At 47.7% G+C, this 26,445-nt stretch carries 30 protein-coding genes and 1 tRNA gene; 7 read left to right on the forward strand and 24 right to left on the reverse strand.

From position 1 onward, the window contains the following. Positions 1 to 103: 103 nt before the first annotated feature. A complete protein-coding gene (locus AC0QUU_RS12400) occupies positions 104 to 721 on the reverse strand; it encodes a cytidylate kinase-like family protein (protein WP_474543187.1) in 618 nt (205 codons plus the stop codon). A 210-nt stretch (positions 722 to 931) separates the two neighbouring features. Between AC0QUU_RS12400 and AC0QUU_RS12405 the strand changes: the two genes are divergently transcribed. Together AC0QUU_RS12405 and AC0QUU_RS12410 are read left to right on the forward strand one after the other, a co-directional pair. Then, entirely contained in the window at positions 932 to 1,699 is a 768-nt protein-coding gene (locus tag AC0QUU_RS12405; protein ID WP_474543189.1) for an ABC transporter ATP-binding protein, read from the forward strand. After that, positions 1,692 to 2,489 carry an ABC transporter permease gene (locus AC0QUU_RS12410; protein WP_474543190.1) on the forward strand — a complete coding sequence of 266 codons (798 nt, stop codon included), beginning with the start codon at positions 1,692 to 1,694 and terminating at the stop codon, positions 2,487 to 2,489. Before AC0QUU_RS12405 ends, AC0QUU_RS12410 begins: the two co-directional genes overlap by 8 nt. 231 nt (positions 2,490 to 2,720) lie before the next feature. Here the strand turns inward: AC0QUU_RS12410 and AC0QUU_RS12415 are convergent, their stop codons facing one another. The 18 genes from AC0QUU_RS12415 to ylxM all read right to left on the reverse strand — a co-directional run bounded on the left by AC0QUU_RS12415 (position 2,721) and on the right by ylxM (position 15,732). After that, positions 2,721 to 4,091, reverse strand: coding sequence for a sodium-dependent transporter (locus tag AC0QUU_RS12415; RefSeq protein WP_474543191.1), 1,371 nt, complete (start codon positions 4,089 to 4,091; stop codon positions 2,721 to 2,723). Positions 4,092 to 4,153: 62 nt separating this feature from the next. Further along, the gene (locus AC0QUU_RS12420; RefSeq protein ID WP_474543193.1) at positions 4,154 to 5,275 is read right to left on the reverse strand and encodes a DUF362 domain-containing protein; all 1,122 of its coding nucleotides are present in this window, start codon (positions 5,273 to 5,275) and stop codon (positions 4,154 to 4,156) included. Between the two features lie 35 nt (positions 5,276 to 5,310). Beyond that, positions 5,311 to 5,706 carry a PaaI family thioesterase gene (locus tag AC0QUU_RS12425; RefSeq protein WP_474543195.1) on the reverse strand — a complete coding sequence of 132 codons (396 nt, stop codon included), beginning with the start codon at positions 5,704 to 5,706 and terminating at the stop codon, positions 5,311 to 5,313. A gap of 156 nt (positions 5,707 to 5,862) precedes the next feature. Then, a tRNA-Thr gene (locus AC0QUU_RS12430) sits at positions 5,863 to 5,935 on the reverse strand. Between the two features lie 119 nt (positions 5,936 to 6,054). Further along, complete coding sequence (locus AC0QUU_RS12435; RefSeq protein WP_474543197.1) at positions 6,055 to 6,987, reverse strand: mechanosensitive ion channel family protein; 933 nt, start codon at positions 6,985 to 6,987, stop codon at positions 6,055 to 6,057. Positions 6,988 to 7,003: 16 nt separating this feature from the next. Then, positions 7,004 to 7,858, reverse strand: coding sequence for a peptidoglycan editing factor PgeF (gene pgeF / locus AC0QUU_RS12440; RefSeq protein WP_474545581.1), 855 nt, complete (start codon positions 7,856 to 7,858; stop codon positions 7,004 to 7,006). 98 nt (positions 7,859 to 7,956) lie between these two features. Further along, complete coding sequence (locus tag AC0QUU_RS12445; RefSeq protein ID WP_474543199.1) at positions 7,957 to 8,322, reverse strand: YraN family protein; 366 nt, start codon at positions 8,320 to 8,322, stop codon at positions 7,957 to 7,959. 53 nt (positions 8,323 to 8,375) lie between these two features. Then, the gene (locus AC0QUU_RS12450) at positions 8,376 to 9,134 is read right to left on the reverse strand and encodes a ribonuclease HII (protein ID WP_474543200.1); all 759 of its coding nucleotides are present in this window, start codon (positions 9,132 to 9,134) and stop codon (positions 8,376 to 8,378) included. Then, on the reverse strand, positions 9,127 to 9,663 hold the full coding sequence (lepB, locus tag AC0QUU_RS12455; protein ID WP_474543201.1) for a signal peptidase I: 537 nt from the start codon (positions 9,661 to 9,663) through the stop codon (positions 9,127 to 9,129). The genes AC0QUU_RS12450 and lepB (AC0QUU_RS12455) overlap by 8 nt, the downstream gene beginning before the upstream one ends. 38 nt (positions 9,664 to 9,701) lie before the next feature. Further along, a complete protein-coding gene (ylqF, locus tag AC0QUU_RS12460; protein WP_474543203.1) occupies positions 9,702 to 10,559 on the reverse strand; it encodes a ribosome biogenesis GTPase YlqF in 858 nt (285 codons plus the stop codon). A gap of 11 nt (positions 10,560 to 10,570) precedes the next feature. Then, positions 10,571 to 11,230 carry a signal peptidase I gene (gene lepB, locus AC0QUU_RS12465; RefSeq protein WP_474543205.1) on the reverse strand — a complete coding sequence of 220 codons (660 nt, stop codon included), beginning with the start codon at positions 11,228 to 11,230 and terminating at the stop codon, positions 10,571 to 10,573. A gap of 80 nt (positions 11,231 to 11,310) precedes the next feature. Then, entirely contained in the window at positions 11,311 to 11,658 is a 348-nt protein-coding gene (rplS, locus tag AC0QUU_RS12470) for a 50S ribosomal protein L19 (protein ID WP_474543206.1), read from the reverse strand. 118 nt (positions 11,659 to 11,776) lie between these two features. Continuing rightward, positions 11,777 to 12,613, reverse strand: coding sequence for a tRNA (guanosine(37)-N1)-methyltransferase TrmD (trmD, locus tag AC0QUU_RS12475; RefSeq protein ID WP_474543208.1), 837 nt, complete (start codon positions 12,611 to 12,613; stop codon positions 11,777 to 11,779). 43 nt (positions 12,614 to 12,656) lie between these two features. After that, entirely contained in the window at positions 12,657 to 13,175 is a 519-nt protein-coding gene (gene rimM, locus AC0QUU_RS12480) for a ribosome maturation factor RimM (RefSeq protein ID WP_474543209.1), read from the reverse strand. A gap of 174 nt (positions 13,176 to 13,349) precedes the next feature. After that, the gene (locus AC0QUU_RS12485; RefSeq protein ID WP_227708049.1) at positions 13,350 to 13,577 is read right to left on the reverse strand and encodes a KH domain-containing protein; all 228 of its coding nucleotides are present in this window, start codon (positions 13,575 to 13,577) and stop codon (positions 13,350 to 13,352) included. A 26-nt stretch (positions 13,578 to 13,603) separates the two neighbouring features. After that, complete coding sequence (rpsP, locus tag AC0QUU_RS12490; protein WP_474543212.1) at positions 13,604 to 13,849, reverse strand: 30S ribosomal protein S16; 246 nt, start codon at positions 13,847 to 13,849, stop codon at positions 13,604 to 13,606. A 96-nt stretch (positions 13,850 to 13,945) separates the two neighbouring features. Next, the gene (gene ffh / locus AC0QUU_RS12495; protein ID WP_474543214.1) at positions 13,946 to 15,307 is read right to left on the reverse strand and encodes a signal recognition particle protein; all 1,362 of its coding nucleotides are present in this window, start codon (positions 15,305 to 15,307) and stop codon (positions 13,946 to 13,948) included. A gap of 74 nt (positions 15,308 to 15,381) precedes the next feature. Further along, positions 15,382 to 15,732: a YlxM family DNA-binding protein gene (ylxM, locus tag AC0QUU_RS12500; protein WP_474543215.1), complete on the reverse strand. Its 351-nt coding sequence runs from the start codon at positions 15,730 to 15,732 to the stop codon at positions 15,382 to 15,384. Between the two features lie 232 nt (positions 15,733 to 15,964). On the opposite strand from ylxM, the gene AC0QUU_RS12505 reads away from it, so the two are divergent. After that, positions 15,965 to 16,873: a S8 family peptidase gene (locus AC0QUU_RS12505; RefSeq protein WP_474543217.1), complete on the forward strand. Its 909-nt coding sequence runs from the start codon at positions 15,965 to 15,967 to the stop codon at positions 16,871 to 16,873. A gap of 134 nt (positions 16,874 to 17,007) precedes the next feature. Further along, complete coding sequence (locus AC0QUU_RS12510) at positions 17,008 to 17,220, forward strand: chorion class high-cysteine HCB protein 13 (protein ID WP_474543219.1); 213 nt, start codon at positions 17,008 to 17,010, stop codon at positions 17,218 to 17,220. 55 nt (positions 17,221 to 17,275) lie between these two features. On the opposite strand, the gene AC0QUU_RS12515 is transcribed toward AC0QUU_RS12510, so the two are convergent. Next, positions 17,276 to 17,422 (reverse strand): hypothetical protein, encoded by a 147-nt coding sequence (locus AC0QUU_RS12515; protein ID WP_474543220.1) that lies wholly within the window; start codon positions 17,420 to 17,422, stop codon positions 17,276 to 17,278. Between the two features lie 176 nt (positions 17,423 to 17,598). Here AC0QUU_RS12515 and AC0QUU_RS12520 point away from each other — a divergent pair, with 176 nt between their 5' ends. Further along, entirely contained in the window at positions 17,599 to 18,144 is a 546-nt protein-coding gene (locus AC0QUU_RS12520; protein ID WP_474543222.1) for a hypothetical protein, read from the forward strand. Continuing rightward, positions 18,080 to 18,367 (forward strand): hypothetical protein, encoded by a 288-nt coding sequence (locus AC0QUU_RS12525; RefSeq protein ID WP_474543224.1) that lies wholly within the window; start codon positions 18,080 to 18,082, stop codon positions 18,365 to 18,367. Before AC0QUU_RS12520 ends, AC0QUU_RS12525 begins: the two co-directional genes overlap by 65 nt. 478 nt (positions 18,368 to 18,845) lie before the next feature. Here the strand turns inward: AC0QUU_RS12525 and AC0QUU_RS12530 are convergent, their stop codons facing one another. Next, positions 18,846 to 19,319 carry an acyl-CoA thioesterase gene (locus AC0QUU_RS12530; RefSeq protein WP_474543226.1) on the reverse strand — a complete coding sequence of 158 codons (474 nt, stop codon included), beginning with the start codon at positions 19,317 to 19,319 and terminating at the stop codon, positions 18,846 to 18,848. A gap of 171 nt (positions 19,320 to 19,490) precedes the next feature. Here AC0QUU_RS12530 and AC0QUU_RS12535 point away from each other — a divergent pair, with 171 nt between their 5' ends. Beyond that, positions 19,491 to 20,225 carry a tRNA pseudouridine synthase A gene (locus tag AC0QUU_RS12535; protein ID WP_474543227.1) on the forward strand — a complete coding sequence of 245 codons (735 nt, stop codon included), beginning with the start codon at positions 19,491 to 19,493 and terminating at the stop codon, positions 20,223 to 20,225. A gap of 19 nt (positions 20,226 to 20,244) precedes the next feature. Here the strand turns inward: AC0QUU_RS12535 and feoB are convergent, their stop codons facing one another. The 3 genes from feoB to AC0QUU_RS12550 form a co-directional block, all read right to left on the reverse strand. Then, the gene (gene feoB / locus AC0QUU_RS12540) at positions 20,245 to 22,290 is read right to left on the reverse strand and encodes a ferrous iron transport protein B (protein ID WP_474543228.1); all 2,046 of its coding nucleotides are present in this window, start codon (positions 22,288 to 22,290) and stop codon (positions 20,245 to 20,247) included. Beyond that, positions 22,287 to 22,514: a FeoA family protein gene (locus tag AC0QUU_RS12545; protein WP_474543230.1), complete on the reverse strand. Its 228-nt coding sequence runs from the start codon at positions 22,512 to 22,514 to the stop codon at positions 22,287 to 22,289. Before AC0QUU_RS12545 ends, feoB begins: the two co-directional genes overlap by 4 nt. A gap of 401 nt (positions 22,515 to 22,915) precedes the next feature. Further along, complete coding sequence (locus AC0QUU_RS12550; RefSeq protein ID WP_474543232.1) at positions 22,916 to 26,428, reverse strand: choice-of-anchor I family protein; 3,513 nt, start codon at positions 26,426 to 26,428, stop codon at positions 22,916 to 22,918. Positions 26,429 to 26,445 lie beyond the last annotated feature (17 nt).

Below are 26,445 nucleotides of genomic sequence, written 5' to 3' on the forward strand. Positions count from 1 at the left end.
TAAAACAACTATCCCCCCCTCATAGAAAACGGCATCCCGGAAAGGATGCCGTTTTCTATTTTGCTTTTTTCCGCTTCAAAACAGGTCTCCGTGACCGTGGCATTTACGCCCTGTACATCATTTCCAGAAGTCGTACTGTCCTCTCTCTGCCCAGAAGGCTCACATTTAACAGTGCCTGATGAGACTCAATGCTTCCCCACTCAAGACCTGTATGAATTTCATAATAATATCTTCTCTCCCGGTCTGTCTTCTTTACCTTTTCTGCCGCCTTGCGTTCTGACAGACCGTACCGCTCTGCAATTCTCGCAATCCGCTCCTTCTTATCCGCACAGATAAACACATTGATACACCCCGGGAAATCACGCAACACATAATCTGCACACCGGCCGATAATCACACAGGGGCCTTCTCCTGCCAGCGTCCGGATAATCTCTGCCTGCTGCCGATATACATTTTCGTTCAGGGACTGCATATAGGACGTGGCATTTACAAAGTCCACATAGCAGGCCGGGCTCACCGAATAGCTGGTCAGAAACATTTTCAGTCCGGACTCATCTACTTTTCTTACTGTATCCTCTTTCAGATTCAGCGCCTCTGCCGCCATACTCACAAGTCTGTGGTCATAAAGGGGAATTTCCAGCCTGTCCGCAAGCATCTGTCCGATTTCATGTCCGCCGCTGCCGAACTGGCGTCCGATAGTAATGATTTTATACTCCGACATATTTTCTCCTCCCTTCCTGTACATTCCTGTACTTTTGTCCGGCATGTATCTCTCCGTTTCATTTCCAGGAACGCTGGTTTTCCGTACATTTCTTTGTATTTATTATACTCCCATTCCTCTGCCGGGACAAGAAAGAGCCATTGATTTTGCGCACAAAGAAGTGGATTTTTCATACATTAATTATAGATACTGTCAGATGGGAGTGACTCTATGAAACCAATACTTGAACTGAAAAATATAAATTATTCCTACCATACGCCTGAAGGGGAGACTCCTGCGCTTTCGGACATTTCCTTCTCTCTTGCTCCCGGCGGGTTTACCGCTGTAGTCGGCCCGTCCGGCTGCGGCAAATCCACTCTGCTTTCTCTGATCGCGGGGCTTATGATCCCCGAATCAGGGGACATCCGCCTGAACGGAAAGCCTCTTACGGAAAATGCTTCCAATATCGGCTATATGCTGCAGCATGATCATCTGTTTGAATGGCGGACCGTATACCGCAATATTCTGCTGGGCACTGAAATCAACCGCTCTCTGGATGCCGGAACAAAGAAAAAAGCCGACGCTCTCCTGGAACAGTACGGGCTGAAACCATTTGCCCGGGCAAAACCTTCCCAGCTCTCCGGCGGAATGCGCCAGAGGGCCGCTCTGATCCGGACCCTCCTTCTGGATCCGGAACTTTTACTTCTGGATGAACCTTTTTCCGCGCTGGATTACCAGACCCGGCTGACGGTAAGCGACGATATCGGCCAGATCATCCGCAGATCCGGAAAGACCGCTCTGCTTGTAACTCACGACCTGTCGGAAGCCGTAAGCCTGGCAGACCGGGTTATCGTACTTTCCAAAAGACCTGCCACCGTACTCTGTATTGTACCTGTCTCTTTTGATCTGGAAAATGATACTCCGCTGAACCGGAGAAATGCGCCGGAATTCAAAACATATTTCAATCAAATCTGGAAGGAGCTGAATCACAATGAATAAACCGTCCCGGGCTCAGGAACTTTTTATCAGACGTCTGAAGATCCGGCGTATTACTGTTTACGCCGCCCGCATTCTGATTCTGGCGGGTTTTCTCTTTCTCTGGGAATTCTGTGCTGATACCGGAGTCATTGACTCTTTTATTTTCAGCAGCCCTTCGAAAATCGCCGCATGTTTTCGGGAAATGGTGCGGGATCGTTCCATTTTCCGGCATATCAGCATTACACTGTATGAAACTCTTGCCAGTTTTCTGCTGGTTACCCTGTTCAGTCTGCTGGCGGCCATACTGCTCTGGTGCAGCAAAAGACTCTCGGATATTCTGGAACCCTATCTTGTAGTCCTGAACAGTCTGCCGAAATCAGCGCTGGCCCCGCTGCTGATTGTCTGGCTGGGCGCTACGCCAAAAACAATTATTGTGGCCGGCATGTCAGTTGCCATATTCGGAAGCATCATGAATCTGTATACAAGTTTCACAACTGTCGATGATGAAAAAATCAAACTCATTTATACACTTCACGGAAAACGCCGGCACGCCCTGACAAAGGTTGTTCTGCCCGGTTCGGTGCCCGCCGTAATCAGCAACATGAAAGTAAACATCGGACTCTGTCTGGTAGGGGTCGTAATCGGGGAATTTCTGGCTGCCAGAAGCGGACTGGGGTATCTGATTATTTATTCAAGTCAGGTCTTTAAGATGGATTGGCTCCTTATGTCCATTGTGCTGCTGTGCATTATGGCGATAGTACTGTATGCGGTAATCGGGGTGGTGGAGAAAATATATCAGAAACGAATATGAGGGCTGCGCCTCCATACCGTCCGGCTTTAGCCATGCAGCTCGATTCCGCGCTTTGCGCTCCATCTCGCTCACGGGCTGCGCCTCCATACCGTCCGGCTTTAGCCATGCAGCTCGATTCCGCGCTTTGCGCTCCATCTCGCTCACGGGCTGCGCCCTATGTCATACAAAAAGAGTATCCACATTCATGCAAGCATGATGTGAACACTCTTTTTTATGACGCATGGCTTAAGCCTAGCCTGCAAATTTGCTCCAGTAGCCTTGGATGAAAAGGAAGATTATGATTAATGGTATGATGAAGGTTACGTATGGTCTTACCCATTTGGGGAATTTGGGGCCTTCTCCGGCGTTGGCTTCGGAGAGGAAGTTTTTCCAGCCCCAGCCGTAGCGGGTTGTACAGAACAGTACGTAAACCAGACTGCCGATAGGCAGAATGTTATTGCTGACGATGAAGTCTTCCAGATCCAGGATCGCCGTTCCTTCCCCGAACGGAGCGAAACCGCTCAGTACATTGTAGCCCAGCACGCACGGCATGGAAAGCAGAAGAATCGCCACAAGATTTACTGCTACTGCCTTTCCTCTGGAGCAACCGGTCAGATCCATTGCAAATGCAATGATGTTCTCAAATACGGCAATAATTGTGGATGCCGATGCAAAGAACATGCACAGGAAAAAGATCGCTCCCCACAGTCTGCCGCCTGCCATGGAATTAAAAATATTCGGCAGGGTAATAAAGATCAGATTCGGACCACTGTCCGGATTTACACCGAAAGCAAAGCTTGCCGGGAAAATAATCAGACCGGAAATCAGAGCTACGCTTGTATCAAGCACAGTGATCGCTATAGCCTCTCCTGCCAGTCTTCTCTTTTTATCGATATAGCTTCCAAAGATCGCCATTGCGCCGATTCCCAGGCTTAATGTAAAGAAGGACTGGTTCATGGCCGCTGATACAACTTCCAGAATTCCCGCTTCTTTCATTTTGCCAAAATCCGGAAGAAGATAAAATTCCAGCCCTGCGCCTGCACCCGGAAGCATAATGGCACGGATGGCAAGTATAATCAGAAGGATAAGAAGAAGAACCATCATGATTTTTGTAATGCCTTCGACTCCTTTCTGAAGTCCCAGTCTCACGATTCCAAAGCACATAATTACAACAACAGCCATAAACACTGTCATAAGGACCGGCTGTCCCATCAGATTTCCGAATTCGCCTTCAATCTGCGCTGCATCCATTCCTTCAAAACTTCCTGCGGCCATTTTATACAGATAAATCAGAAGCCAGCCGCCGATTGTAGTATAAAACATCATAAGCAGATAATTTCCTGCCATGCCGAGCCACTTATACCAGTGCCACTTTGTTCCCAGAGGCTCCAGTTTGTCAAAAGCCATTGCAATACTGCAGCCGGCGCCCCGGCCTACAGAAAATTCCATTACCATAATCGGCAGTCCCAGAAGCACCAGACACAGCAGATAGATCAGCACAAACGCCGCTCCGCCGTACTGTCCGGTAATATATGGGAACCGCCATACATTTCCCAGTCCGATTGCGCACCCGGCCGAGATCAGAATAAATCCCAGACGGGAACCGAATTTTTCCCTTTTCATAAATATTTCCTCTCTTCCCTGTTTTCCTTGATCAGACATCGCTGTATTCAGACTGAAGCTGCTCAAACCTGAATCAGTTCATAATCCCTGCTGCCAAGCCCGATCTTTTCCGCATGTGCAAGACATGTCTTCCATTCGCTCTGAGGCGTTGTGTTTACAAAATGATCGTGGTGATCACAAAATCCCTTCTCATGCATCCGCTCATCCAGAAGACTTCCGGGTATGGGTTTCTGCGCGTTGCAGGCATCTGCGCATGCCTGATCCAGAGCGACCGGATCGAAGCTCGCGAACATTCCCACATCCGGTATAATCGGAACATCATTTTCCCCATGGCAGTCGCAGTAAGGAGATACATCCAGGACCAGATTAATGTGAAAATTCGGCCGGCCGTCCACTACTGCCTTTGAATACTCTGCGATCTTCATATTCAGTTCCTTCACTGCCGATGAATTCTCATTGTAAATCGCGTCAAAATTGCATGCTCCAAGACATCTCCCGCAGCCTGCGCATTTCTCATGGTCGATCACTGCCTTTTTGTCCGGGAATGAAATCGCGCCGTGTGCGCAATTTCTGGAACAGACTCTGCATCCCACACAGACATCCGGATCAACAGAAGGCTTTCCGCTGTTGTGCTGTTCCATCTTGCCGGCACGGCTGCCGCAGCCCATGCCGATATTTTTCAGGCAGCCGCCGAACCCGGCCATTTCATGTCCCTTAAAGTGACTGAGACTGATAAATATATCTGCATCCATAATCGCTTTTCCGATTTTTGCTTCTTTTACAAGTTCTCCGCCCTTCACCGGAACGCTCACGTCATCTGTTCCCTTCAGGCCGTCGCCGATAATAATATGACAGCCGGTGGACAGCAGGTTAAATCCATTTTCGTATGCAGCGCTCAAATGTTCAAGAGCATCCTTCCTCCGCCCCACATAAAGTGTGTTGCAGTCTGTAAGGAACGGACGTCCGCCCAGCTCTTTTACCACATCTGCCACTGCCTTTGCATAATTTGGCCGAAGATAGGACAGGTTTCCCGGCTCGCCAAAATGAATTTTTATCGCCGTCATCTTTCTGTCAAAATTAATGTTTCCGATCCCCGCCTTTTTTATAAGTCTCTGAAGCTTTTCCGGTAAATTAGTTCCCGGTTTTGCCCTGAAATCACAGAAATATACTTTTGACTTTTCCATCTTTTTCCTCCTGAAAAACTGATTGAGAAATAATATTATTTTGCCACGCGGAAGCTGGTCGCCGTCACTGCCGCAGTCAGATTGCCCAGATCGTCTTTTACGTCAATCCTGTAATAGCTGGTGGTTCTGCCGTTTTTTACACAGACAGCCTCTGCTGTCAGTTTTGTTCCTTTGGCCCGGCTCAGGTAGGTAATCTGAGAATCCAGAGAAACGGAGCCCATTTCCTGCCAGTTTGTGGCCACAGCCAGAGCAAAATCCGCCAGCGTAAAATACACGCCGCCCATAACCGCGCCCATGGCATTTTTATGTCTGTCTTCAATATTCAGACTGCACTTTGCGTAATGGTCGTCTACTTCTTCTATATAAGCGCCGTTATCCGTAGCGAAACGGTCCTGTTCAAACATCTTCTTCACTTCTTCTGATGGCTTCATATCTGATTCCTCCTGACTGAATTTTATACGTTTCTGCCGGAATAAAATACATACCCCCCGCCTGTACACCGACTTCATCAGTATAGCATATATTTTTATCCTGTGACATAGAAAAACGCAACCCCTCAACGTTCCTGGGATTGCGCTCTGCTTATAAGCCGGAAATCAGACTTGAACTGACGACCCCTTCATTACGAGTGAAGTGCTCTACCGACTGAGCTATTCCGGCATATTGTCCGCTTTTAGCGGACTTTGTTATTATATCCTGTTTTCAGGCAAATTTCAACTGTTTTTTACTCTTTCTTCCCTTTTCTCTGCTTTTCTCTTCTCTGCCTCCGGCCGCCTTTATCAGCGTGGCTCCTGACGGTCTCCGTCACCGGACAGATGAACCGTAAGCTGGTTGTAGGGAATCTCAATTCCGGCCTGATCGAATTCGGTTTTGATCTGTTCCAGAATACGCCATCTGGCAGCCCAGTATTCCTCTGTCTTCACCCATGCCCGGAGGCCGATCATAACCGCGCTGTCAGCCAGATCGGATACAAATACTACAATTTCTTCATCCTGAATCACAGACAGATCTCTGTGGAGGATCTCCTCTATAATATGCTTTGCCTGCTTCATATCCGCATCATAGGAGATGCCCACCTTCAGATCCAGTTTTCTCTCCGGCCTTGCCGTAACATTAGTCAGACTGTTGCTGGTCAGAATACTGTTCGGAACAACTACTGTCTGATTATCTACCGTAGCCATTTTTGTATAAAAAATCTGAATCTCTTTTACCGTTCCTTCAATTCCTTCCTGAGGCACCGCAATATAGTCTCCGACCACAAAAGGCTTCAGAAGCAGGATCAGAATACCGCCCGCAAAATTTGAGAGGCTCCCCTGCAGCGCAAGACCCACAGCCACGCCGGCCGACGCGATTAATGCCGCCACAGACGAAGATTCCACTCCGAAATTTGTGGCAATCATAAAAATAAGAAGGGCGTACAGTCCGAATTTGAGCATGGAATCCACAAACTGCGTCACACCTGTATCAGCGCCGGTGCGTTCAAAAGACCGACGTACAATCTTACGTATCCATTTAATTACTTTGCCGCCTATAAAAAAGAATACAAGGGCAAGGACGACCTTAATTCCAAAAGAAACAATATTAGGAATATTATCTTCTATAAACTGAAAGAATCCATTCACCTCTTTTGTTGCTTCCGCAGTAACTTCCGTTGCGGAATCCAGAATATCTGTGACTGATTCGTCTGTTGTATTTGCTGTTGCCAGTAACATAGGGTCTCCTCCTTTCTTAATCTTTCTTCAGGGCAAGAAACGCACACAGGTTGCCCCTTCTGTTCCCCTGTGCCCTGTGAGAATACAGAATGCTGCTGTTGCAGTGCGTGCACAGATTGGTAACTGCCATATGCTCCGGAAGAATTCCCGCCTCACGGAATATAATCTCATTTGCTTTCCACAGATTCAACTGATATTTTCCTCCGGATTTTTCATAAAAAAGATCTCCCCAGACCCGTTTATCAAAAGCTTCCCGGAAACGGAGAATCACATCTTCACTGACCTCATAACAGTCCATACATACCGAAGGGCCTACCGCCGCCAGTATATCAGCTGGTTCAGATCCGAAACACTGCTGCATTTTTTCAATGGTTTTCTGACCAATCCGTCCCACCGTTCCGCGCCATCCGGAATGGCTCAGGCCAATGGCCTTTTTTACCGGATCCACAAAATACAGCGGCACACAGTCTGCAAAGGATGTAACCAGACAGATTGCCGGTACATCTGTAATCAGACCGTCCACATCTGTATAGTCCCGTTCCCGAACGATCCCTTTGCCTCTGTCCTTTTCTGTCACAAGACGCACATTTGTGGTATGGGTCTGCTGTGAAAGCACCATATCCCCGCATTCCACTCCAATCGCACTTCCCATTCTTCGGAAATTTTCCTGTACTGCCTCCGGGCGGTCGCCCCGGTCAAAGCTCAGATTCATAGAAGAAAAGCAGCCTTCACTTACTCCGCCCAGCCTGGTGGAAAATCCGTGATTCACAATCCCGGAATTTCTCAGGAGAGGAAACTCCAGATAGGGGACAGTTGCTCCACGCTCATCGAATATATGCCGGCTATCTTTATATTTCAGTCCCAGTCCCACTGACACACCGCCTTTCTGCTCAAATAATCCGTATACTTCCGCCGTACCTGAAACATCCGGTTGATTTTCCTGCCCCGGAGCAGATCTTTCAGATATCTTTATCCTGTAAATGCATTTTCTATATGAGTAATCGCCGTCCCCTCAATACCGATCACATCAAACCGGCACGGGATATCGCCGAATCCCTGTCCTGCCAGATAATGAGAGGCACACCGGAAAATCGTCTGCTGCTTCCGATAGTCTACCGCTTCCAGTGGACTGCCTTTTCCTCTGCCGGAACGGTACTTCACTTCACAGAATACCAGACAGGCGCCGTCCTTTGCAATAATATCAATTTCACCAAACCGGCAGCGGTAATTATACTCCAGAATCTCATATCCCATCTGTTCCAGGAAAAAGCCCGCTGCCTGCTCATATTTTATTCCTGTTTGTCTTTTATTATTTTCTATCTTATTTGTTTCCATATCCAACAATTACGCAGAACAGAGAAACGGCTCCTCCGAAACGCTTTGCTGCCTCAGATAAAATTACCGATAAAGCTGTTCCTGTGAATCGGAGTAGGCCCCAGACGGCGAAGCGCTTCAATATGCTCTGCCGAACCATAACCCTTATTCGAAGCAAATCCATATCCCGGAAACCTGTTTTCATATTTCAGCATAATACGATCCCTTGTAACTTTTGCAATAATGCTGGCAGCTGCAATAGACACGCTTTTTGCATCTCCCTTTACAATAGGAACCTGAGGAATAATAACCTCCGGTATGGTAACTGCATCATTCAGCAGGAGATCCGGCTCTGTTCCGAGACCGGCAACCGCTTCCCGCATGGCTTCATAAGTGGCCTGCAGAATATTGATCTCATCAATTCTCTGCGGAGATACAATGCCTGTCGAGACTGCAACCGCTTTCTCCATAATTTCATCATATAAAACTTCTCTTTTCTTCGCCGTCAACTTCTTGGAGTCATTTATGCCCAGTATTTCACAATTCTCCGAAAGTATAACCGCTCCTGCAACTACCGGACCTGCAAGGGGACCTCTGCCCGCCTCATCAATGCCGCAGAGCCGCCCGTATTCTCTGTATTTTTTCTCATAAATCATCATCCCGGCAAGACGCGTCCGCTCTTTTTTCAGCGCTTCTTTTCTTCGTCTGTACCGTTCAATCAGGTTCTGCACACCCGTCCTGGCGTCCCCGGCATAAAGCCGGCAGAGTACTTCTCCTCTTTCTTCATCCGCTTCGTCAAATTCCTGCCTGATCTGAGAAATGCTTTTACTCATGTTTAATCACTCCAAATTTATTCAAAGGCCAGATGCGCACCCAGGCTCTTCCAAGCAGATCATCTTTATGTATGACTCCCACATTGGCCGCCCTGCTGTCCTGGCTGTTGTTCCGGTTATCGCCCAGCACAAAATATTCATCATCGCCGAGAACCAGAGGTTCCTCAGCAATTCCGGGGTTTTCCATAACCTCATTTCCGTAATGCTCATCCAGCTTCTGTCCGTCAATGTACACGTAGCCGTCTACAATCTGAACCGTCTCTCCGGGAAGTCCGATAATTCGTTTTATATAATATGTATTCTTCTCATATTTATATGGAAATACAACAATATCATAGCGGCTCGGATCACGGAAACGGTATGATATCTTATCCACAATAAGCTGATCCCCGTCTGAAAGGGTCGTCTCCATGGAAGAACCGCTCACCTGCGTTCTCTGCCCCACAAATGTGATCACAAGATATGATATGCCTATAATTATCAGAATGTATAATAACCATGCGCCCAGCTCTTTTGCAATACTTTTCATCGGTCATTTCCTTTCTTTTGCCAGCTCTGTATGTTCTGTCATTTTACGGCTGCATTTTCCGGATTTTCAAGTGTAATCCGTCCCAGCCGGCCATTGCGGAAATCATCCAGAAAAAGCGCTGCCGCTTTTTCTGTGTCGAGTTCGTTTCCCCGTACAAGGCAGTGCCGGCTTTCCGCAATCCTTCTGAGGCACTCATAGGAATCTTCCGTAGTTTCCACAGAATACTTTTCTCCGATTGCGCCCGCGTATTCCTCTTCCATATATTTTATAAGCTCTGACGCCAGTTCTTCCGTCTGAAGGATCTCATCCTTAATTGAACCAATAAAGGCCAGCTTGAGTGCGGCTTTCTGATCCTCAAATTTTGGCCACAGAATTCCCGGCGTATCAAGAAGTTCCACGCTTTTATTCAGGCGGATCCACTGTTTTCCTTTGGTCACTCCGGGCTTATTTCCCGTTTTTGTACATGCTTTGCCGGCCAGAGTATTAATAAACGTAGACTTTCCGACGTTCGGAATTCCCGCAACCATAGCCCGTACCGGACGGTTCAGAATTCCCCGGCGCCTGTCCCTCTCTGTCTTCTCCCGGCAGGCCTCCTGAATCACAGACTGTATGGACTTAATGCCGCCGCCCTTTTTTGAATTCACCTTAACAGCAGAATATCCCTTTTCTTTGAAATATTCAACCCACTCATCATTTCTTTTTTCTTCAGCCAGGTCCGCCTTATTCAGCACGATCAGTCTGGCCTTGTTTTTTCCCATGTCGTCGATATCCGGATTCCTGCTGCTTAAAGGAATCCGGGCATCCACCAGTTCAATAATCAGATCAATCAGCTTTATATTTTCCTGCATCATCCGCCGGGCTTTTGTCATATGTCCCGGATACCACTGAAAATGCATATCTTCCCCTCCTATATAAATCCAAAGTGGTCTCCGAAACTTGCCACAAACCACACTTTTCCGTAAATCTCATCTTCACTGACCGGGCCTGCGTCCGGACTTCTGCTGTCATCACTGGCCGCTGCATTATCGCCTATTACAAAATACTCTCCGTCACCCAGCTCTACAGGTGCGGAAGCGAGTCCTGCATATGAAATGTCTTCCGCATAAATGTCTTCCGTCAGTTCTTCTCCGTCAATAAATATACTGCCATCTATAATTTGTATTGTTTCCCCCGGCAGTCCTGCGATTCTTTTAATTGAATACTGTTCGCTGCCATTCTGGCTGTACGCCACAATATCTCCTCTCGCCGGAGAAAACAGCCGGTAACTCAGCCGGTTCACAAGTACAACTTCCCCATTGTCAAGCGCCGGTTCCATTGATTCTCCTGTATTGCTTACTCTGTGTCCAAAGGCAAGAACAAGAAAAACAGCTGCGGCACAGACCAGTATGATCTCTCCGATCCAGCACAGTAATCCGGCAATATTTACACGTCTGGGCTGTCCGTATCCGCCGGTATGACGCCTTCCCCTTTTTTCACTCTCAAACCGAAGATCAGAACGCCTGGAAGATCTTCTGCCCGATGTTCCGGATGTCCCTTTTCGCTTTCTGCTAAACTTCAGTTCCCGCATGACTCCTCCCCGAATTTTATGAGTATTTCTTATAAGAAAAGGGACAAACTACAAATCTGTAATTGTCCCTCTCATAGTTACTATTTTACTAATTCTTTCACTTTTGCAGCTTTTCCTACACGGCTTCTTAAGTAGTTCAGTTTCGCTCTTCTTACTTTACCTCTGCGAACAACTTCTACTTTTTCAACATGCGGTGAGTGGATCGGCCATGTTTTCTCAACGCCGATTCCATTGGATGTTTTTCTTACTGTAAAAGTAGCTCTTGCGCCGCCGCCCTGTTTCTTAAGGACAGTTCCTTCGAAAACCTGGATTCTTTCGCGGTTTCCCTCTTTAATCTTCGCATGCACTCTTACAGTATCACCTACATGAAACTCCGGTACATTCTCTTTTAACTGCTCTGCTTCGATCTTCTTAATGATCTCGTTCATTTTGTGTGACCTCCTTCATATTTGACGTTCTTAACACTCTTCCGTGCCAGAGGACCATCGCTCTTCTTTTCACAACTGTTACAGCTTACCATATTTCTACAGGTTTTTCAAGCCCCAATCAAAGTTTTTTCTCGGCAAGCCATTCCCGGAACCACTGTTTTTCCTTCTCTGTCAGCTCGCACTTTTCCAGAAGATCCGGTCTTCTCTCATAGGTCCGGATAATCGACTGCTCCCGCCTCCACTTTTCAATATTTGCATGATGCCCGGACATAAGCACCGGAGGCACTTTTTTGCCGTGCCATTCTTCCGGTCTGGAATACTGAGGATATTCCAGCAGATTATCCTGAAAGGATTCAAATTCGGCAGACACATCATTGTGGAGTACGCCGGGCACAAGTCTGGAAATCGCGTCAACCATTACCATTGCCGGCAGTTCTCCTCCCGTGAGCACATAATCTCCAATGGAAACATAATCCGTGACGATTTCTTCCAGAACGCGCTCATCGATTCCTTCATAATGGCCGCAGAGCAGAATCAGATCCTCTTCCCGGGCCATTTCCTCCGCCATCTTCTGATTGAACACTTCTCCCTGGGGCGAAAGATAAACTACGCGCGGGCGCTTTTTTCCGGAAGCCGGCCGGTCATCCGGCTCCCGGCCGGCGAACTGCTCTCTTTCCCCGTATGCGTCCTGACCGTCCAGCACTGCTTCTCCACCGGCGCAGATTTTCTCTGCGACAGCCTTATATGCAAGATACACCGGTTCTGCCTGCATAAGCATGCCGGCTCCGCCGCCATAGGGATAGTCATCTACGCTCTGATGTTTGTTAAAGGCATAATCCCGGATGTTTACTGCCTCAATGGACAGACGGCCCGCACTGACCGCCCGGCCGATAATACTTGTATTGAGGCCGTCCATAACCATCTCCGGAAATAATGTAAGTATATGAAAGTTCATTTTTTTCTCCTTATAACTGGCCGTTTCGAGCCTTCTGACTTCTTTATATAAGACCGCTCATCAGATGAATTCTCATAACGCGCTTTTCCACGTCCACATCCAGAATACACTGCCGGATTGCAGGAACAAGTACTTCACCGTGTTTATCCGAGTCAATAATATAGACCTCATTGGCTCCCGTCTCCATAACATCTTTGACAACCCCGAACCGGCGCCCGTCTGCATTCTCCTCATCCGTATATACATCCATACCAATCAGATCAGCAATAAAATATTCATCTTTCTCCAGTTTTACCGCATCTTCTCTCGGAACCAGAAGACTTCTTCCTTTATATTTTTCTATGTCATTTATATTATCAATGCCCCTGAATTTCAGGATTACAAACTGTTTGAAAAATTTCACAGACTGAAGCTCAAGTTCAAGCCGTTCCTTACCTGTGTCCAGGAGCACTTTTTTCAGTTTTTTAAACCGGGCCGGATCATCCGTTGTCGGAAAGACTTTAACCTCACCCCGGATTCCATGTGTAGAGGAAATTACCCCCACCTGAAGAAACTGTTCCATTTCTCCCGTTTCCTTTCTGTTCTTTTTCTCCCGCGAAATCAGATTCAGTATTTATTCAATTCTCTGAAATACGCCGGTATGTGAAAAAGAAAGGGGCAGACTCCCCGAAACGGAAAACTGTCCCTCTTTCTCATATCCGCTAAGCCGCCATGCCTGCCGCGCAGTCAGACGCTGCTATACGATATCGACAACGACTCTTTTGTCTTCTTTTGCCGCAGCCGCCTTTACAACGGAGCGGATCGCTTTTGCAATACGGCCCTGTTTGCCGATTACCTTTCCCATGTCACCGTCTGCAACATGAAGTTCCAGCACGGTTGTACGGCCTTCCTTCTTCTCGTTTACAGAGACTTCCTCCGGATGGTCAACAAGCGCTTTTGCAATTACTTCAACTAATTCTTTCATCTTACGCGCACCTCCGCGAAGTCATCTTATTTCTCAATACCTGCTGCCTTGAAGATTTTTCCAACAACCTCTGTCGGCTGAGCTCCGTTGCTTAACCATTTTTTAGCAGCTTCCTCGTCTACCTTGATCGCGCTCGGATCACAGTTCGGATCGTATGTTCCGATCTCCTCGATAAATCTGCCGTCTCTCGGGGACCTGGAATCAGCTACTACGATTCTATAAAAAGGAGCCTTCTTCTGTCCCATTCTTCTTAATCTGATCTTTACTGCCATTTCTTTCACCTCTTAAATTTATTTTCTTTTTCTTTGTTTCTTCTGCCGTCAGCCCCGCCGCGTCTGCAGCCGACTGCCTCCGGCATGATCTATGTGTCAAAAGGGAAGTCTGAATCTGCCCCTCTTACCACCTTTGCCGCCCATCATCCCTGGGAGTTTTTTCATCATTTTCCTGGACTCATTGAACTGTTTTACCATGCGGTTAACTTCCGCGATATCCACGCCGGCGCCTCTGGCAATCCGGTGTTTTCTGGAAGGATTGAGCAGATCAGGGTTTCTTCTTTCTTCCGGAGTCATAGAGTAAATCATGGCTTCCATTCTCGCCATCCTCTTTTCATTTTCCTCCGAATCCAGATCCGGCATCTTTCCTTTTCCGCCAAAACCGCCCAGCCCCGGCATCATGCTCATAATGCTGGACAGTCCGCCCATCTTGCGCATCTGAGCCATACTTTCCAGATAATCATCAAAATCAAACTGGGCTTTCTTCATCTTATCAGCCATTTTTATGGCTTTTTCTTCATCCATCTCTGCCCCTGCTTTTTCAATCAGGGTCAGGACATCGCCCATACCGAGAATACGGGAAGCCATTCTGTCCGGATAAAACTGTTCCAGATCGGACAGCTTCTCGCCCATACCTACATATAAAATCGGCCTTCCTGTTACCGCCTTGATCGACAGCGCGGCGCCGCCTCGTGTATCGCCGTCCAACTTCGTGACGATTACACCGTCTATTCCGATTTTTTCATTAAATGTTCCGGCTACGTTCACCGCGTCCTGTCCTGTCATAGCGTCCACAACAAGAATTGTCTGGTGTACCTCCACCGTCTCTTTAATCTCCTGGAGCTCTGCCATCATATCTTCGTCAATATGCAGGCGGCCCGCTGTATCGAGAATTACAATGTTATTTCCATTTTTCGCCGCGTGCTGTACAGCGGCCTTTGCAATATCCGCCGGACGGTTCTTATCTCCCATGGAGAACACTTCCACGCCCTGCTTTTCCCCGTTAATCTGCAGCTGTTTTATCGCCGCGGGACGGTATACATCGCAGGCCACAAGGAGCGGTTTCTTTCCTTTTAATTTAAACTTGCCCGCCAGCTTCGCGGTAGTGGTTGTCTTACCCGCGCCCTGAAGACCGGCCATCATAATAACCGTCATGGCGCTTCCGGGCTGAAGTCTGATCTCCGTCGTCTCGGAGCCCATAAGTTTTATCAGCTCTTCATTTACGATCTTGATCACCATCTGTCCGGGATTCAGCCCGTTCATAACATCCTGTCCGACCGCGCGTTCCTGGACATCTTTGATAAATCCTTTGACTACCTTAAAATTAACATCTGCCTCCAGAAGAGCCATCTTAACTTCCTTCAATGCCGTTTTCACGTCATCTTCCGTAAGTCTTCCCTTGCTGCGCAGATTCCGGAATACATTCTGTAGTTTTTCAGTTAAGCTGTCAAATGCCATTCTGATATCCCTCTGATTTTTCTTAATTCCAATCTATTTCGTGATTCGTCTGCATTCTTTCCGATATTTTCTTTTTACAGTTCTTCAATGATCGCATCTGAAATCTTTCTGATGCGACCTGCAATCTCTCCGGAAACTTCCTTTCCGCTCTCCCATTCGCTTAGCAGTTCATTGATCTGGCTTACTTTTTCCTTTACGGAAAGAAAGCGTTCCACCAGATGAAGCCTGGCTTCATAGCCCTCCAGAGATTTCTGACACCGTCGAACCAGATCATGGACTCCCTGCCGGCTGATTCCGGCGTCTTCCGCGATCTCTCCCAGCGAAAGATCCTCCAGAACAAACTTTTCATAAATATCCTTCTGGTGCGGAGTAAGAAGCTCACCGTAAAAATCGTATAATAACGCCTGTTCTAAAATTTTATTCATCACAGTCACCTTTGCTATCATACACGAAAGGTTTTTGTGTGTCAAGTATTTTTTCTTTACACCCGTTCAGGAACAGATCAATGCAGACACAGAGACGCAGATAATTCAGCAGCATCTGAATTTTTGTTCCAGTTTTTCCTGTCCCTTTTTTGCAATTCCCACTCTGTATGTCTGAACCCCGGCGGACAATTTCTGAAAAGAAGAATATTCTTAAATTAAAAAGGATTATTTTATGAAATGGGTAAAACAAACCGTTCATTACTGGTGTAAAGATACTACAGACAGCGCACATCTGGGGAACGGTATTGGTGCCGCTATTCTGGATACCGGAATTTCCCTGCACCCGGACCTGAAAGATCGGATTGCCGGTTTCCGGGATTTTACTGAAAAAAGTGTAAAATGCCGGGATGACAGCGGACATGGCACACATGTAGCCGGAATCCTGGCCGGGAACGGAAAATCCTCCGACGGAATATATGCCGGCATGGCTCCCCGGGCAAAACTTCTCATCGGGAAAGTGCTGGATCGGGAAGGAAACGGTAATGTAGACAATGTAATCAGCGGCATACAGTGGGTTATGGAATCCGCTGCTTCCTATAAAATCCGGATCGTCAATATATCCGTCGGCACTCAGCCCGATCTGGCTCAGCCACAAAAAGACCGGCTGCAGAAAGCTGTAGAAGAGCTGTGGGATATGGGACTGATTGTAGTTGTCTCTGCGGGAAATTACGGTCCCCGTTCAGGCACTGTCGTTGTTCCCGGAAACAGCAGGAAAGTAATCACCGTCGGCGTTCCGGACTCTTCCTCCCGCTTCCCCGGATCGCGGAAAGAGCGGGTCAACTATTCCGGCAGAGGTCCTACAAGTGAATGCATCATCAAACCGGATGTTTTCGCCCCCGGAACCGGAATTTTAAGCTGCAACTCCCGCTTTTCTTTTCCCGGTGAGCCGCCTTATATAATGAAGACCGGAACTTCCATGGCCACGCCTGTTGTGTCTGGTGCTCTCGCCTGTCTCCTGTCAAAATATCCCGATATGACAAACGTGGAAGTAAAACTTAAACTCAGGGAGTCCTGTACAAAAGTTCCCGGAACCGAATCCGGGTGGGGCCTACTGAATGTGGAAAAGCTGATGAAAGCCTGACCCGCCTGACAACAGGTGATAAGGACTATAACTGTATAATATTGCTGAAAGGAAAAATTTCCCTTTCCTCAAATCACACTTTCCTTTTCACAGCATACTATAAACTGTAAATAAACCTAAATGGAGGATTTAACATGAGTGATTTAACTGCTACAAACTGCGGATGTGGATGTGACAACGGAAACGGAATGTCTTCCTGCCTGTGGATTATCCTTCTGCTTTGCTGCTGCGGCGGATGCGGCGGCAACACATTCAGCGGAAACGGATGCGGCAATGACAGCTGTCTGTGGATCATTCTCCTGCTCTTCTGCTGCGGCGGATTCGGCAGCAATGGATGCGGATGCTGATCTGACAGTTTATTATGACAGAACGGGGCGTGCCTCTGCGCACACCCCGTTCATTTTACTTTTGATTGCTGCTGTTTTTCGTCTCCGGCGTATTCTCACACTTTTTCCCGTTGTCTTTGTCCTTATCAATACGCCGCTTCAGCATACACTCTTCGTCAATTTCATATACGGCATTTCCGTCAATAATTAATTTTCTTCCCATTGTCTGCTCTGTCCTTTCCGGTTTTATTTTCTATATCTTTATAGTATGATTTCCCGTGCAAAAAGGAACTTTTACCTTTCCCCAGTATCACCTTTATGCAATCTTATTATGTCCTCAAACGTATATTTCTATTCTTCGCCACATATATATTTACAACGTGATATTCAGGAGTGGCTATGGAAAAGAAACCGCCGGAACCAATGACACCTTTTGATGAACTTATAACTTCCCCTGCCCTTCAGGCAGTAAAACTTCTCATTCCGTACACTCCTGCGTCCGGACGGCAGATGCTTGCCGCTTTTGTCAAAATGCAGGAACTGCGCCAGGCCATTCAGCTTTTCAGCAAAAAACAGCAGGACGTCTGCGCACAGGCTCTGGACAGAGAGCCGGCCTCACCTTTTGACATTCTGATCAGTCTGAAACCTTATCTTTCCCGGAGAGACGCCGACATGCTGGATATGATTATAAATCTGAAAGAAATCATGGAAACAGCAGAAGTAATAAAAGAGACCGCCTCTATGTCAGATGGAGAAGAAAGCTTTTCCCCTCTGGATCTGATCACGGGAATGCTTACTCCCGAACAGCAGGAAACTTTCCGCATGTATAACACTATGTTCTCTCAGCCACCGGGCGATATCAGGAAAGGAGATGATACGGATGAACGAATGGATGAACAATCCTCAGATACAAGGGATGGATCCGGCAAAACTGGAGCTGATTAAAATGGCCGCGTCCAGAACCTCCGGAAAAACCGGCCGTGAGCTGGCTCCCATTATGCTGGCTCTTATCACAAACGCAAACAAACAGGGAATCCGCTTTTCACCAGATGAGGTTAACCTTATTCTTGAAATAATGAAAGAAGGGAAAAGCAGAGAAGAACAGGAACAGATAGACAAAACCGTAAAAATGACCAGCACCATCTTCCAGAAGCATAATAAAAATTGAATTTGTGGGTGGAGAAAGTTTCCGGTGCTGCTCTGAAACAGATATATATTCCGGTTTTCACAACGGACAGCTGGAAATGAGTTGATCACAGCCAAAAAAGTTCTGGCTTCTCTTTTTTGTCGAATTTGAGATTTTCGGTGACAGTGCTGGCTGGATGAGAGCAGAAAACAGCGGGATACGAACGGATGGATGCACCTTTCCGGGAAAAGTGGGGTGGGAATCCGGCGACTTTGGAATGGCCGTAGTAAAACTTAAAACCGGAAACCCGGCGTTAAGATTCACAATGGAACTGTCCGCGCGGAACGCAAGTTTCCATTGTAAATCTTGTTTTTAGCCGGATTTCCGGTTTTTTAGTTTTACTAGGCTATGGAACGGAGCTGGATTCCCACTCCACTTTTTCCGGAATACGTTTTTCATTTCATTATATCCCGGTGTTTTCGGACTCTTTTCATCCCCCATGTCCCGGATAAATTCAAATTCAGAACCCTTCTGTTTTTCTTCTCATCCGCATCTCTCTTCTTTTCCCGGCCGCTTCCCATTCTGCTTTTTCGGACTCGGTTTCCACGGCAAGTCTGGGCACTCTCTTCGGCCTGTCATTTTCATCCAGCGCTACCATTGTAAAATATGCCCTGTTTATGGGATGACGGGTACCGTCTTCCAGATTCTCTACATAGGTATCTGTGCGTACTTCCAGAGATGTATTGCCCACATAGGTGACTTTTCCTACGATTACAACCATCTCCCCTTTATACGCGCCGTGAATAAATTTCAGATTATCCACTGAGGCGGTTATCACATTTGATTTTGTATGACGCTTCGCGACCAGCCCCGCCACTTCATCCAGCCACTGCATCAGAATCCCGCCGAACAGCCGGCCTGCCGCGTTTAAATGATTCGGTCTGACCATATGGACTGTTTCAACCAATGAATCCTGCACATGTTTTTCTTCCATAATCTATATCTCTCCAATCTTTTTCTTTAACTATTTTCTGTAAATTTCCGTTATATTTTCTCTGACAGTTTGTATTATAGTCAGTCTTCTATGCAAAAACAACTCTGTACTTTGCAAAAAACATCCTGTATCATAAAAAATAATAAAATGCAGAACAGGAGAACAAACAGCATGCAGAACATTCGCCTCACTCTCCAGTACGACGGAACACGGTATCTGGGATGGAGCCGTCCGGAAAAGAACGGACAGCATAAAAGTGTTTCCTATAAAATAACAGAAATTTTAAAGAAACTTACCGGAGAAGATATTGTTCTCTTCGGAGGAGCAAAAACGGATCCCGGAGTGCATGCCCTGGCACAGACCGCCAGCTTCCGCACAGCCTCCGGCCATTCTCCCGGGCACTTTCGCGAAGTCCTCAACGAATATCTCCCCCGGGACATTGCCATTCTGGCCGCTGTATCCATGCCGGAGCGCTTCCGCGCGGATTTAAACGCAGTCAGCCGTACTTATGAGTGCCGCATCTGCACAGCGCCGGTTTATGATATATTCACTGCCGGATATCAGACCCACATTTTTCCGGCGCCGGACGTGGAAGCTATGAAACAGGCTGCAGATTTCCTTACCGGGAAACATGACTTCCGGGCATTTACTCCTGTAAAGAAGAAAAAAGGAACTGTAAGAAATCTCTGTGCCATTTCCTTCCGTCAGACAAAGGAGCTGCTAACCATCCGCATCACGGCAGATGATTTTCTCTGTCAGATGCCTGCGGTAATCGCCGGTACTCTTCTGGAAACAGGCCGCGGTCTGCGCGCACCGGAAAGCATACAGGATATTTTCACAGGTACAGAAAAAGCAGGCGCCCCTCTGGATGCAAAAGGACTCCTGCTTCAGGATATTCAATACTGAACATCTTTTTCCGTTGTTTCTATAACACCAGCCCTGCGATATGATAAGCAATAAAGCTTACCACCCATGCAGTCACAAGCTGGAACATGATAATGCCGAATGTTATTTTTTTGCTTCCCACCTCACGGTTAATGGTAGCAATGGTAGCCGTACAGGGCACATACAGCAGACAGAACACCATCAGCGCATAGGCGTTTGCCGCGCCGAATCCCATGGTGCCAAGCAGCGCCGCCAGCTGTTCCATGCCTGCCCCGCCGGTAATATTATTCACGCCGAAAAGCACGCTGCAGCTTGAAACAACTACTTCTTTTGCCGCAATTCCGGAAATCAGCGCTACAATAATCTGCCAGTAGCCAAGTCCCAGCGGCCGGAAAACAGGTACAACCGCCTTTCCGATTATAGAACCGAAGCTCTCGGAAATGTCCGTTACATATCCTGACGGTCCGAAGTTCAGCAGCAGCCACATAACAATCGAAGCAAGGAAAATCACGGTTCCGGCTTTTGTCAGATAATCCTTCACCTTTTCCCACACATACACCGCAATTGTCCGGGCATTCGGCGTCTTATATTCCGGCAGCTCAATCAGAAGAGAATGTTCCGCCCTGCTGCCGTCAATTTTTGACAGAATATAAGCTGTCGCTATCGCTACCACGATTCCGAGAAGATACATGGAATAGCATGCAATCATGGCATATTTTCCGAAAAACATAGAGGAAAACAGCACATATATCGGGAGTCTGGCGCTGCAGGACATAAAGGGCGTTATGAGGATTGTTTTCAGCCTGTCACGGTTATCCTCAAGTGCCCGGGACGCCATAACTGCCGGAACCGAACAGCCAAATCCCAGAAGCATCGGCAGAAATGCCCTGCCGGAAAGTCCCAGTTTGCCCATGATTCCGTCCATGACAAAAGCGACTCTCGACATATAGCCGCTGTCCTCCAGAAATGCCAGGGCAAGGAACAGGATAAAAATATTCGGCAGGAAAGTAAGAATACCGCCCACACCGGAAATAATTCCATCCACAAGCAGGGACTGAAGCGCGGGCGCCACACCCCATGCCTCCAGGGCAGAACCTGCGGCTCCGGTAAGGAGTTCAAGTCCTGTCTCAAAATATCCTTTCAGCCAGTCGCCGATTGTAAAGGTAAGGAAAAACACAAGCGCCATAATTGCCAGGAAGACCGGAAGCCCCGTCCATTTTCCTGTCATAACCCGGTCGATCCGGTCTGTCCGCTGCTCTTTCTCACTCTTATTGGCAAGCGTTTCCTCTATTACTTCCTCTATAAAATCATATTTCTGATTTATAATTTCCTTTTCATAGCTCTGACCGTCCGGCCATTTCAGATCAACCGGATATTTTTTCAGCACTGTCTCATCCTGTTCCAGCATTTTGATGGCATGCCAGCGCATATTATTCATATCCGGATATTTTTGCCGGAATTCCGCAATAATCAGGTCAATCTTATCTTCAATCTCATCACTGTAAACCATGGCATATTCACTGTGATGATCATGCTGATGGCCGGTCTTGTCAGAATGATGATGAATAAACGGCCCCTGTTTTGCATATTCATTGTGATGCGCAACCGCGTGCATCAGGATTCCAAGGCCGCTCCGCTTTCTCGCCGAAACCGGAATTGCCGGAATTCCCAGCATCTCAGGAAGACGGTGAAGATCGATTTCCATTCCTCTTTCTTCCACCACGTCCATCATATTAAGCGCCAGCACAACCGGTTTCCCCAGTTCGATCAGCTGCAGGGTCAGATACAGATTGCGTTCCAGACAGGAGGCATCCACCACATCCACAATTACATCTACCTCATCGCTCATCAGGCACTCTCTTGTCACCTTTTCTTCCATTGTATAAGAAGTCAGACTGTATGTACCAGGCAGGTCAATCAGCTTGAATTCCTGCCCTTTATAAATTGTTTTTCCTTCTTTTTTCTCTACCGTAACGCCGGGCCAGTTGGCCACTTTCAAATTGGCTCCCGTATAGGCGTTAAATAAAGTAGTCTTTCCGCAATTCGGATTTCCCGCGAATCCGACATTAATCACTCTTCCTGTCATGCTGCTGCCTCCCTAACAATAATATGGTCGGCAATGCGCTTTCCAAGAGCAAATCTCGTCCCACGGAACCGGACGGTCAGCGCTCCTTTTTTATCGTTGTTCAGCACTTCTATGCGGGAGCCCTCCGTCAGTCCGAGAGCCTCCAGCCTCCGTTCCAGATTCTGTTCAAGTTCAATTTGCTCGACAATATACACCTTGTTGTTTTTTCCTTCTTTCAGTCTCATCAGCTCATCATCCTTCGTATATTCCGTCTGTATTTCATGCGTCTGCCGGAAAGCACTGTGTCATGTCTGACTCCGGCCAGCGCACATAGAACGCCCGGGAACCCCGGGCAAAATGATATTGATAATAATTATCTATAAGCATTATATATGTTTACATGCCAGAAGTCAATTACAGGTCAGGAACCGGCATTTCCTTTTCATCTGCGGATTACCGGCATAACTCCGGCAGTCTATTTGTCATTTTCCCCAAAAGAAAACCGGTTATACGAAATAATGTTTCCCAAATGCAGATGCCGGAACTGCAGCTGTATAAGACATCATACTGCTGCGATTCCGGCATCTGCTGCACTATATAAATTTGGAAGAAGTTGAAAAAACCTGTTTTTCCTGTACTTCAGTGATTATCTCTGTGTTTTCCTTCGCACAGCCGTTACGCCTGCCGTACCCGCTGCTGCCAGAAGAACTGCCACATAGAGTCCTACCGGACTGTTGTCCCCTGTTTTCGGCGCTTTGCTTCCAGAACCGGACTGATTTCCGCCGTCCGTATCTCCGCCGTTTCCGCCGGCAGGATCTTTTCCGTCATCCGGGTTCTGTCCATCGTCCGGATTCTGTCCGTTGTCCGGGTTCTGTCCGTCATCTGGGTTCTGCCCGTCATCCGGATTCTGTCCGTCGTCCGGATTCTGCACGTCATTTTCTGTCAGTCTGTATGCCGCAACAGTTCCCGATACTTCACATGCAGCCAGCAGATAGGCATTGCCGTCCGCGCTGTCCTCAGCCGGAATAAAGCACAGACCCTCCGGAGAATCATCTCCTGCGATGTCTTCACTGAAATCTCTGGAGTTAATATAATTTACAAAGGTACTGTTCTCCGGATCGGTAATATCATAAACCATCACGCCGCCGACTCTTTCAAGTCCTACAAACGCGTAAGTTTTCTCACCCACGGTTCCGACTGTCACGCTTTCAGACTCCGGACCTTTCTTTCCGGAACGGTCGTCGATCGTTTTATCGTCATTGGAACAGTTGAAATTGTCCGGAACGTATTCCGCTGTCTTTTCCTCAAAATCGCTGCCGCTTCCGTACACTTCGGTCAGACCGTTTTCATCTGCCTTGTACACGGTAAAGGAACGTCCGCCAAAGAGGTAATCCGTACCCTCATCCAGGCCGTCATAATCGCTGCTGTCAAAGAATACTACTTTCCCGCTCAGGCCGCTGTTTTCTGCTGTAATCTTTCCTGTCGGGGAAGTCTCTCCGTCCTTGAAGTCCCGTTCGTCTTCATTGAGATAATCTCCCCATTCTCTGGAATCTCCCTCATTTGCAGTCACAAGGTAATCTGTGCCGTCTACAGAGTAAAGAGCGATACCGTCCGGCATGCGGATTCCTTTCAGAGACTCATACGTCTTCGGATTGTACGCTTCATCTTTTTTATCAATATCAACCGTTGTTGTACTGTAGTCTTCATAGCCAGCGGAGTAAATTCCTGTAACCTGAAGGCTGGCCAGATCAATTACCGCAATGGCGTTTGCTTCCTGCAGCGTTACATATGCCGTATTGTTTCCTGCCGCAATGTACTCCGGTTCCAGGTCTGCCGACGGAGCCGTATCCTTTTTCAGCACAATTCCCGCGTCTGTAAGAGTCTGTCTTGCCTCTGCGCTGTCATACGCCTCAAATCCCACATTTGCCGCTGTACCGTCTGCCAGAGAGATAACGGTTACTGTTCCTGCAGGATCTGTCACACCTTCTCCGTATCCTTCTCTCGGTTCGCCTTCATTTGCCGTCAGTATTCTGCTGTCATCCGGGGTAAATGTTACCATATCCGGCTGCACTCCTGTCTCATATGCCTGCTCAAATGTCAGCGTTCCGTCCTCATTGCAGGTGAACACCGCCACACGTCCGTTGTCCGCGTATCCTTCTGCCTGAATTGCCGCTGCAAGTTTCGTGCCATCTGCAGAGACTGCCACCGAAGTCATATCACCGTATGTAAATCCTTCACAGTTCTCTTCAATAATTGACTTTACATCAATATCATTGCCGTCCAGCACGTCAACATTTTCTTTATTTTCCATGTCTTTTATGGCAATCGCTGTCAGATTTCCTGTCTGTCCGTTTACCGCATAGGCCCATCCGGTTACCGTATTGTAATCCACAATCTCCATAACACCGCCGTCTGCATTTGTCATGCCCGCGTCATATCGTGCGTCCTGCACAAGATCCAGAGAAGAATTTCCGTTCTCGGCACCTGTTGTCTTTGTGCCGCCGTCTGTATTCTTCGTTACGCTGAAGGAATCAATCAGCTCACTGTCCGGTGCCGTACTGTCGCCGGAAAGATTATATACATTGACAGAAATCTTGTCCCCGGTCACATCGAAGACCGCATAGCTCGGGCTGTATTCCTGATTCCACTCCTGATTGCCGTAAGGAAGATTTCCTGCAAGATAAGCCTGTGATCCCGTCTCGCCGTTTGCAAGAACCGGGTAATCCGCATTATTCGTTTTATCAACCGTTTCAAACGGAGTATAGTACTGCATATCAGAGCAGCAGTTTCCGGTCAGATAAATCGTTCCGTCCGGATCATGGAAAGTATCCAGCCGTTCAGCATTTCTCTGTCCGTCTTTGAGCACGTAACTTCTGGAATATACGTGATCATGTCCGCCCAGGACGAAATCTACGTCAAACTCGTCCATCACTTTTTCGAATCCTGCATCCACATAGTTCTCAATATCGGAGTCTGCCGCATGCTTTGCTACAGTCTGGGTGGATTTATGATGGGTGACAATCAGCCACTGATACTGACCTGCATATTCAGAAGTCGCCGCATTCAGCGTAGTTCTGAAATTTTCCACGATTGCCTCTGCCTCGGAGTTGTCCTTGGAAGCGCTGGGCACATTCGGATTGTCTGCGTTTTCCTCATCGTTTCCTCCCGGATATGCTCCGGTATTTAATGTAACAAAAAGTACATTATTATAGAGGTAATAGTAATTTCCTTTTGTTTCCATCTCCCGGCGCTCCGTAAAATCATACTGGCCTTCCGCATTCGGAGTCACGCCGTTGGACTCGGAATTGTTCGCAATCTCATCCGCTGTTGCCTGAATGTAGTTGCCATGACTCTGGCTTGTGCCGTTATTCTGTCCCCGGAATGTTGTCTGTACCTGCTCAAGCTGTCCGTTCTCATCCACGCCGTCAACAGACATTTCATTCGGCAGATTGAAGTGATCCGCGAACATATAGTGTCTGTCATGGTTGCCCACTGCCGGAGCATATGCGATGGATGTCATCTCCTCCGGAGCAAAAAATGCCTCGTACTCACTGGATTTTCCCCAGCTCTGGTCTTCCACCTGATCTCCTGCGGATACTACAAGGCTGACGCCCTCTGCCGCAAGCTTTTCCATCATGGCAGCCCAGCCGGTCTGGTTTGTGCCGTCCGAGGGATTCCAGCCTCCGTTATTTGTCTCTCCGCTTTCTTTGATCTGCGGGTCACTTGTAAATCCAAAGGAAAATTCATCTGCCTTTGCAGTTGTATACGTATATGCCTCTGACCATGTCTGGCCTCCGTCATAAGAAATCTGGTATGAATAGGACGTATCCGGTGTCAGTCCGCTCACTGTCGCCTTGCATACCATCTTTCCTGTATCCGTGTACTTCCCTGTATCCAGTTTGGTAGGCGCTGTCAGTTCGCTGACAACTGCCTCCGCGGTAATATCACCAAATTTCACCATTGCCTGCTCTGTACCGTCCGGCGCATACCAGTTCAGATTAACGGATGCTGTTGTCGCACCCGGCTGGATTGTCAGATACTCAACAGAAACGTCCCCTGCCTCCTGAGTATCAGGCTGCGCTGATACGCTCATTCCCTGTGTGCAGAGCATCGTTGCTGCCAGCGCGGCCGCAGCAGTTCTGTACCACATTTTTTTCATAAATAACTCCTCCTGAA

The sequence above is a fragment of the Mediterraneibacter sp. HA8405 genome, from assembly GCF_056148955.1.

Excerpts from the sequence above, each read along its gene's own strand:
- rimM (WP_474543209.1), bottom strand. The coding sequence starts at position 13,175 with ATGGAACAGTTTCTTCAGGTGGGGGTAATTTCCTCTACACATGGAATC.
- ylqF (WP_474543203.1), bottom strand. The coding sequence starts at position 10,559 with ATGCATTTTCAGTGGTATCCGGGACATATGACAAAAGCCCGGCGGATG.
- rplS (WP_474543206.1), bottom strand. The coding sequence starts at position 11,658 with ATGAACGAGATCATTAAGAAGATCGAAGCAGAGCAGTTAAAAGAGAAT.
- trmD (WP_474543208.1), bottom strand. The coding sequence starts at position 12,613 with ATGAACTTTCATATACTTACATTATTTCCGGAGATGGTTATGGACGGC.
- lepB (WP_474543205.1), bottom strand. The coding sequence starts at position 11,230 with ATGCGGGAACTGAAGTTTAGCAGAAAGCGAAAAGGGACATCCGGAACA.
- AC0QUU_RS12405 (WP_474543189.1), top strand. The coding sequence starts at position 932 with ATGAAACCAATACTTGAACTGAAAAATATAAATTATTCCTACCATACG.
- AC0QUU_RS12425 (WP_474543195.1), bottom strand. The coding sequence starts at position 5,706 with ATGAAGCCATCAGAAGAAGTGAAGAAGATGTTTGAACAGGACCGTTTC.
- AC0QUU_RS12550 (WP_474543232.1), bottom strand. The coding sequence starts at position 26,428 with ATGAAAAAAATGTGGTACAGAACTGCTGCGGCCGCGCTGGCAGCAACG.
- lepB (WP_474543201.1), bottom strand. The coding sequence starts at position 9,663 with ATGAAAAGTATTGCAAAAGAGCTGGGCGCATGGTTATTATACATTCTG.
- AC0QUU_RS12410 (WP_474543190.1), top strand. The coding sequence starts at position 1,692 with ATGAATAAACCGTCCCGGGCTCAGGAACTTTTTATCAGACGTCTGAAG.
- AC0QUU_RS12400 (WP_474543187.1), bottom strand. The coding sequence starts at position 721 with ATGTCGGAGTATAAAATCATTACTATCGGACGCCAGTTCGGCAGCGGC.
- AC0QUU_RS12485 (WP_227708049.1), bottom strand. The coding sequence starts at position 13,577 with ATGAAAGAATTAGTTGAAGTAATTGCAAAAGCGCTTGTTGACCATCCG.
- AC0QUU_RS12510 (WP_474543219.1), top strand. The coding sequence starts at position 17,008 with ATGAGTGATTTAACTGCTACAAACTGCGGATGTGGATGTGACAACGGA.
- rpsP (WP_474543212.1), bottom strand. The coding sequence starts at position 13,849 with ATGGCAGTAAAGATCAGATTAAGAAGAATGGGACAGAAGAAGGCTCCT.
- AC0QUU_RS12445 (WP_474543199.1), bottom strand. The coding sequence starts at position 8,322 with ATGGAAACAAATAAGATAGAAAATAATAAAAGACAAACAGGAATAAAA.
- ylxM (WP_474543215.1), bottom strand. The coding sequence starts at position 15,732 with ATGAATAAAATTTTAGAACAGGCGTTATTATACGATTTTTACGGTGAG.
- AC0QUU_RS12545 (WP_474543230.1), bottom strand. The coding sequence starts at position 22,514 with ATGAGACTGAAAGAAGGAAAAAACAACAAGGTGTATATTGTCGAGCAA.
- AC0QUU_RS12520 (WP_474543222.1), top strand. The coding sequence starts at position 17,599 with ATGGAAAAGAAACCGCCGGAACCAATGACACCTTTTGATGAACTTATA.
- ffh (WP_474543214.1), bottom strand. The coding sequence starts at position 15,307 with ATGGCATTTGACAGCTTAACTGAAAAACTACAGAATGTATTCCGGAAT.
- AC0QUU_RS12535 (WP_474543227.1), top strand. The coding sequence starts at position 19,491 with ATGCAGAACATTCGCCTCACTCTCCAGTACGACGGAACACGGTATCTG.
- AC0QUU_RS12435 (WP_474543197.1), bottom strand. The coding sequence starts at position 6,987 with ATGTTACTGGCAACAGCAAATACAACAGACGAATCAGTCACAGATATT.
- AC0QUU_RS12450 (WP_474543200.1), bottom strand. The coding sequence starts at position 9,134 with ATGAGTAAAAGCATTTCTCAGATCAGGCAGGAATTTGACGAAGCGGAT.
- AC0QUU_RS12415 (WP_474543191.1), bottom strand. The coding sequence starts at position 4,091 with ATGAAAAGGGAAAAATTCGGTTCCCGTCTGGGATTTATTCTGATCTCG.
- AC0QUU_RS12505 (WP_474543217.1), top strand. The coding sequence starts at position 15,965 with ATGAAATGGGTAAAACAAACCGTTCATTACTGGTGTAAAGATACTACA.
- AC0QUU_RS12420 (WP_474543193.1), bottom strand. The coding sequence starts at position 5,275 with ATGGAAAAGTCAAAAGTATATTTCTGTGATTTCAGGGCAAAACCGGGA.
- AC0QUU_RS12530 (WP_474543226.1), bottom strand. The coding sequence starts at position 19,319 with ATGGAAGAAAAACATGTGCAGGATTCATTGGTTGAAACAGTCCATATG.
- feoB (WP_474543228.1), bottom strand. The coding sequence starts at position 22,290 with ATGACAGGAAGAGTGATTAATGTCGGATTCGCGGGAAATCCGAATTGC.
- AC0QUU_RS12525 (WP_474543224.1), top strand. The coding sequence starts at position 18,080 with ATGAACGAATGGATGAACAATCCTCAGATACAAGGGATGGATCCGGCA.
- AC0QUU_RS12515 (WP_474543220.1), bottom strand. The coding sequence starts at position 17,422 with ATGGGAAGAAAATTAATTATTGACGGAAATGCCGTATATGAAATTGAC.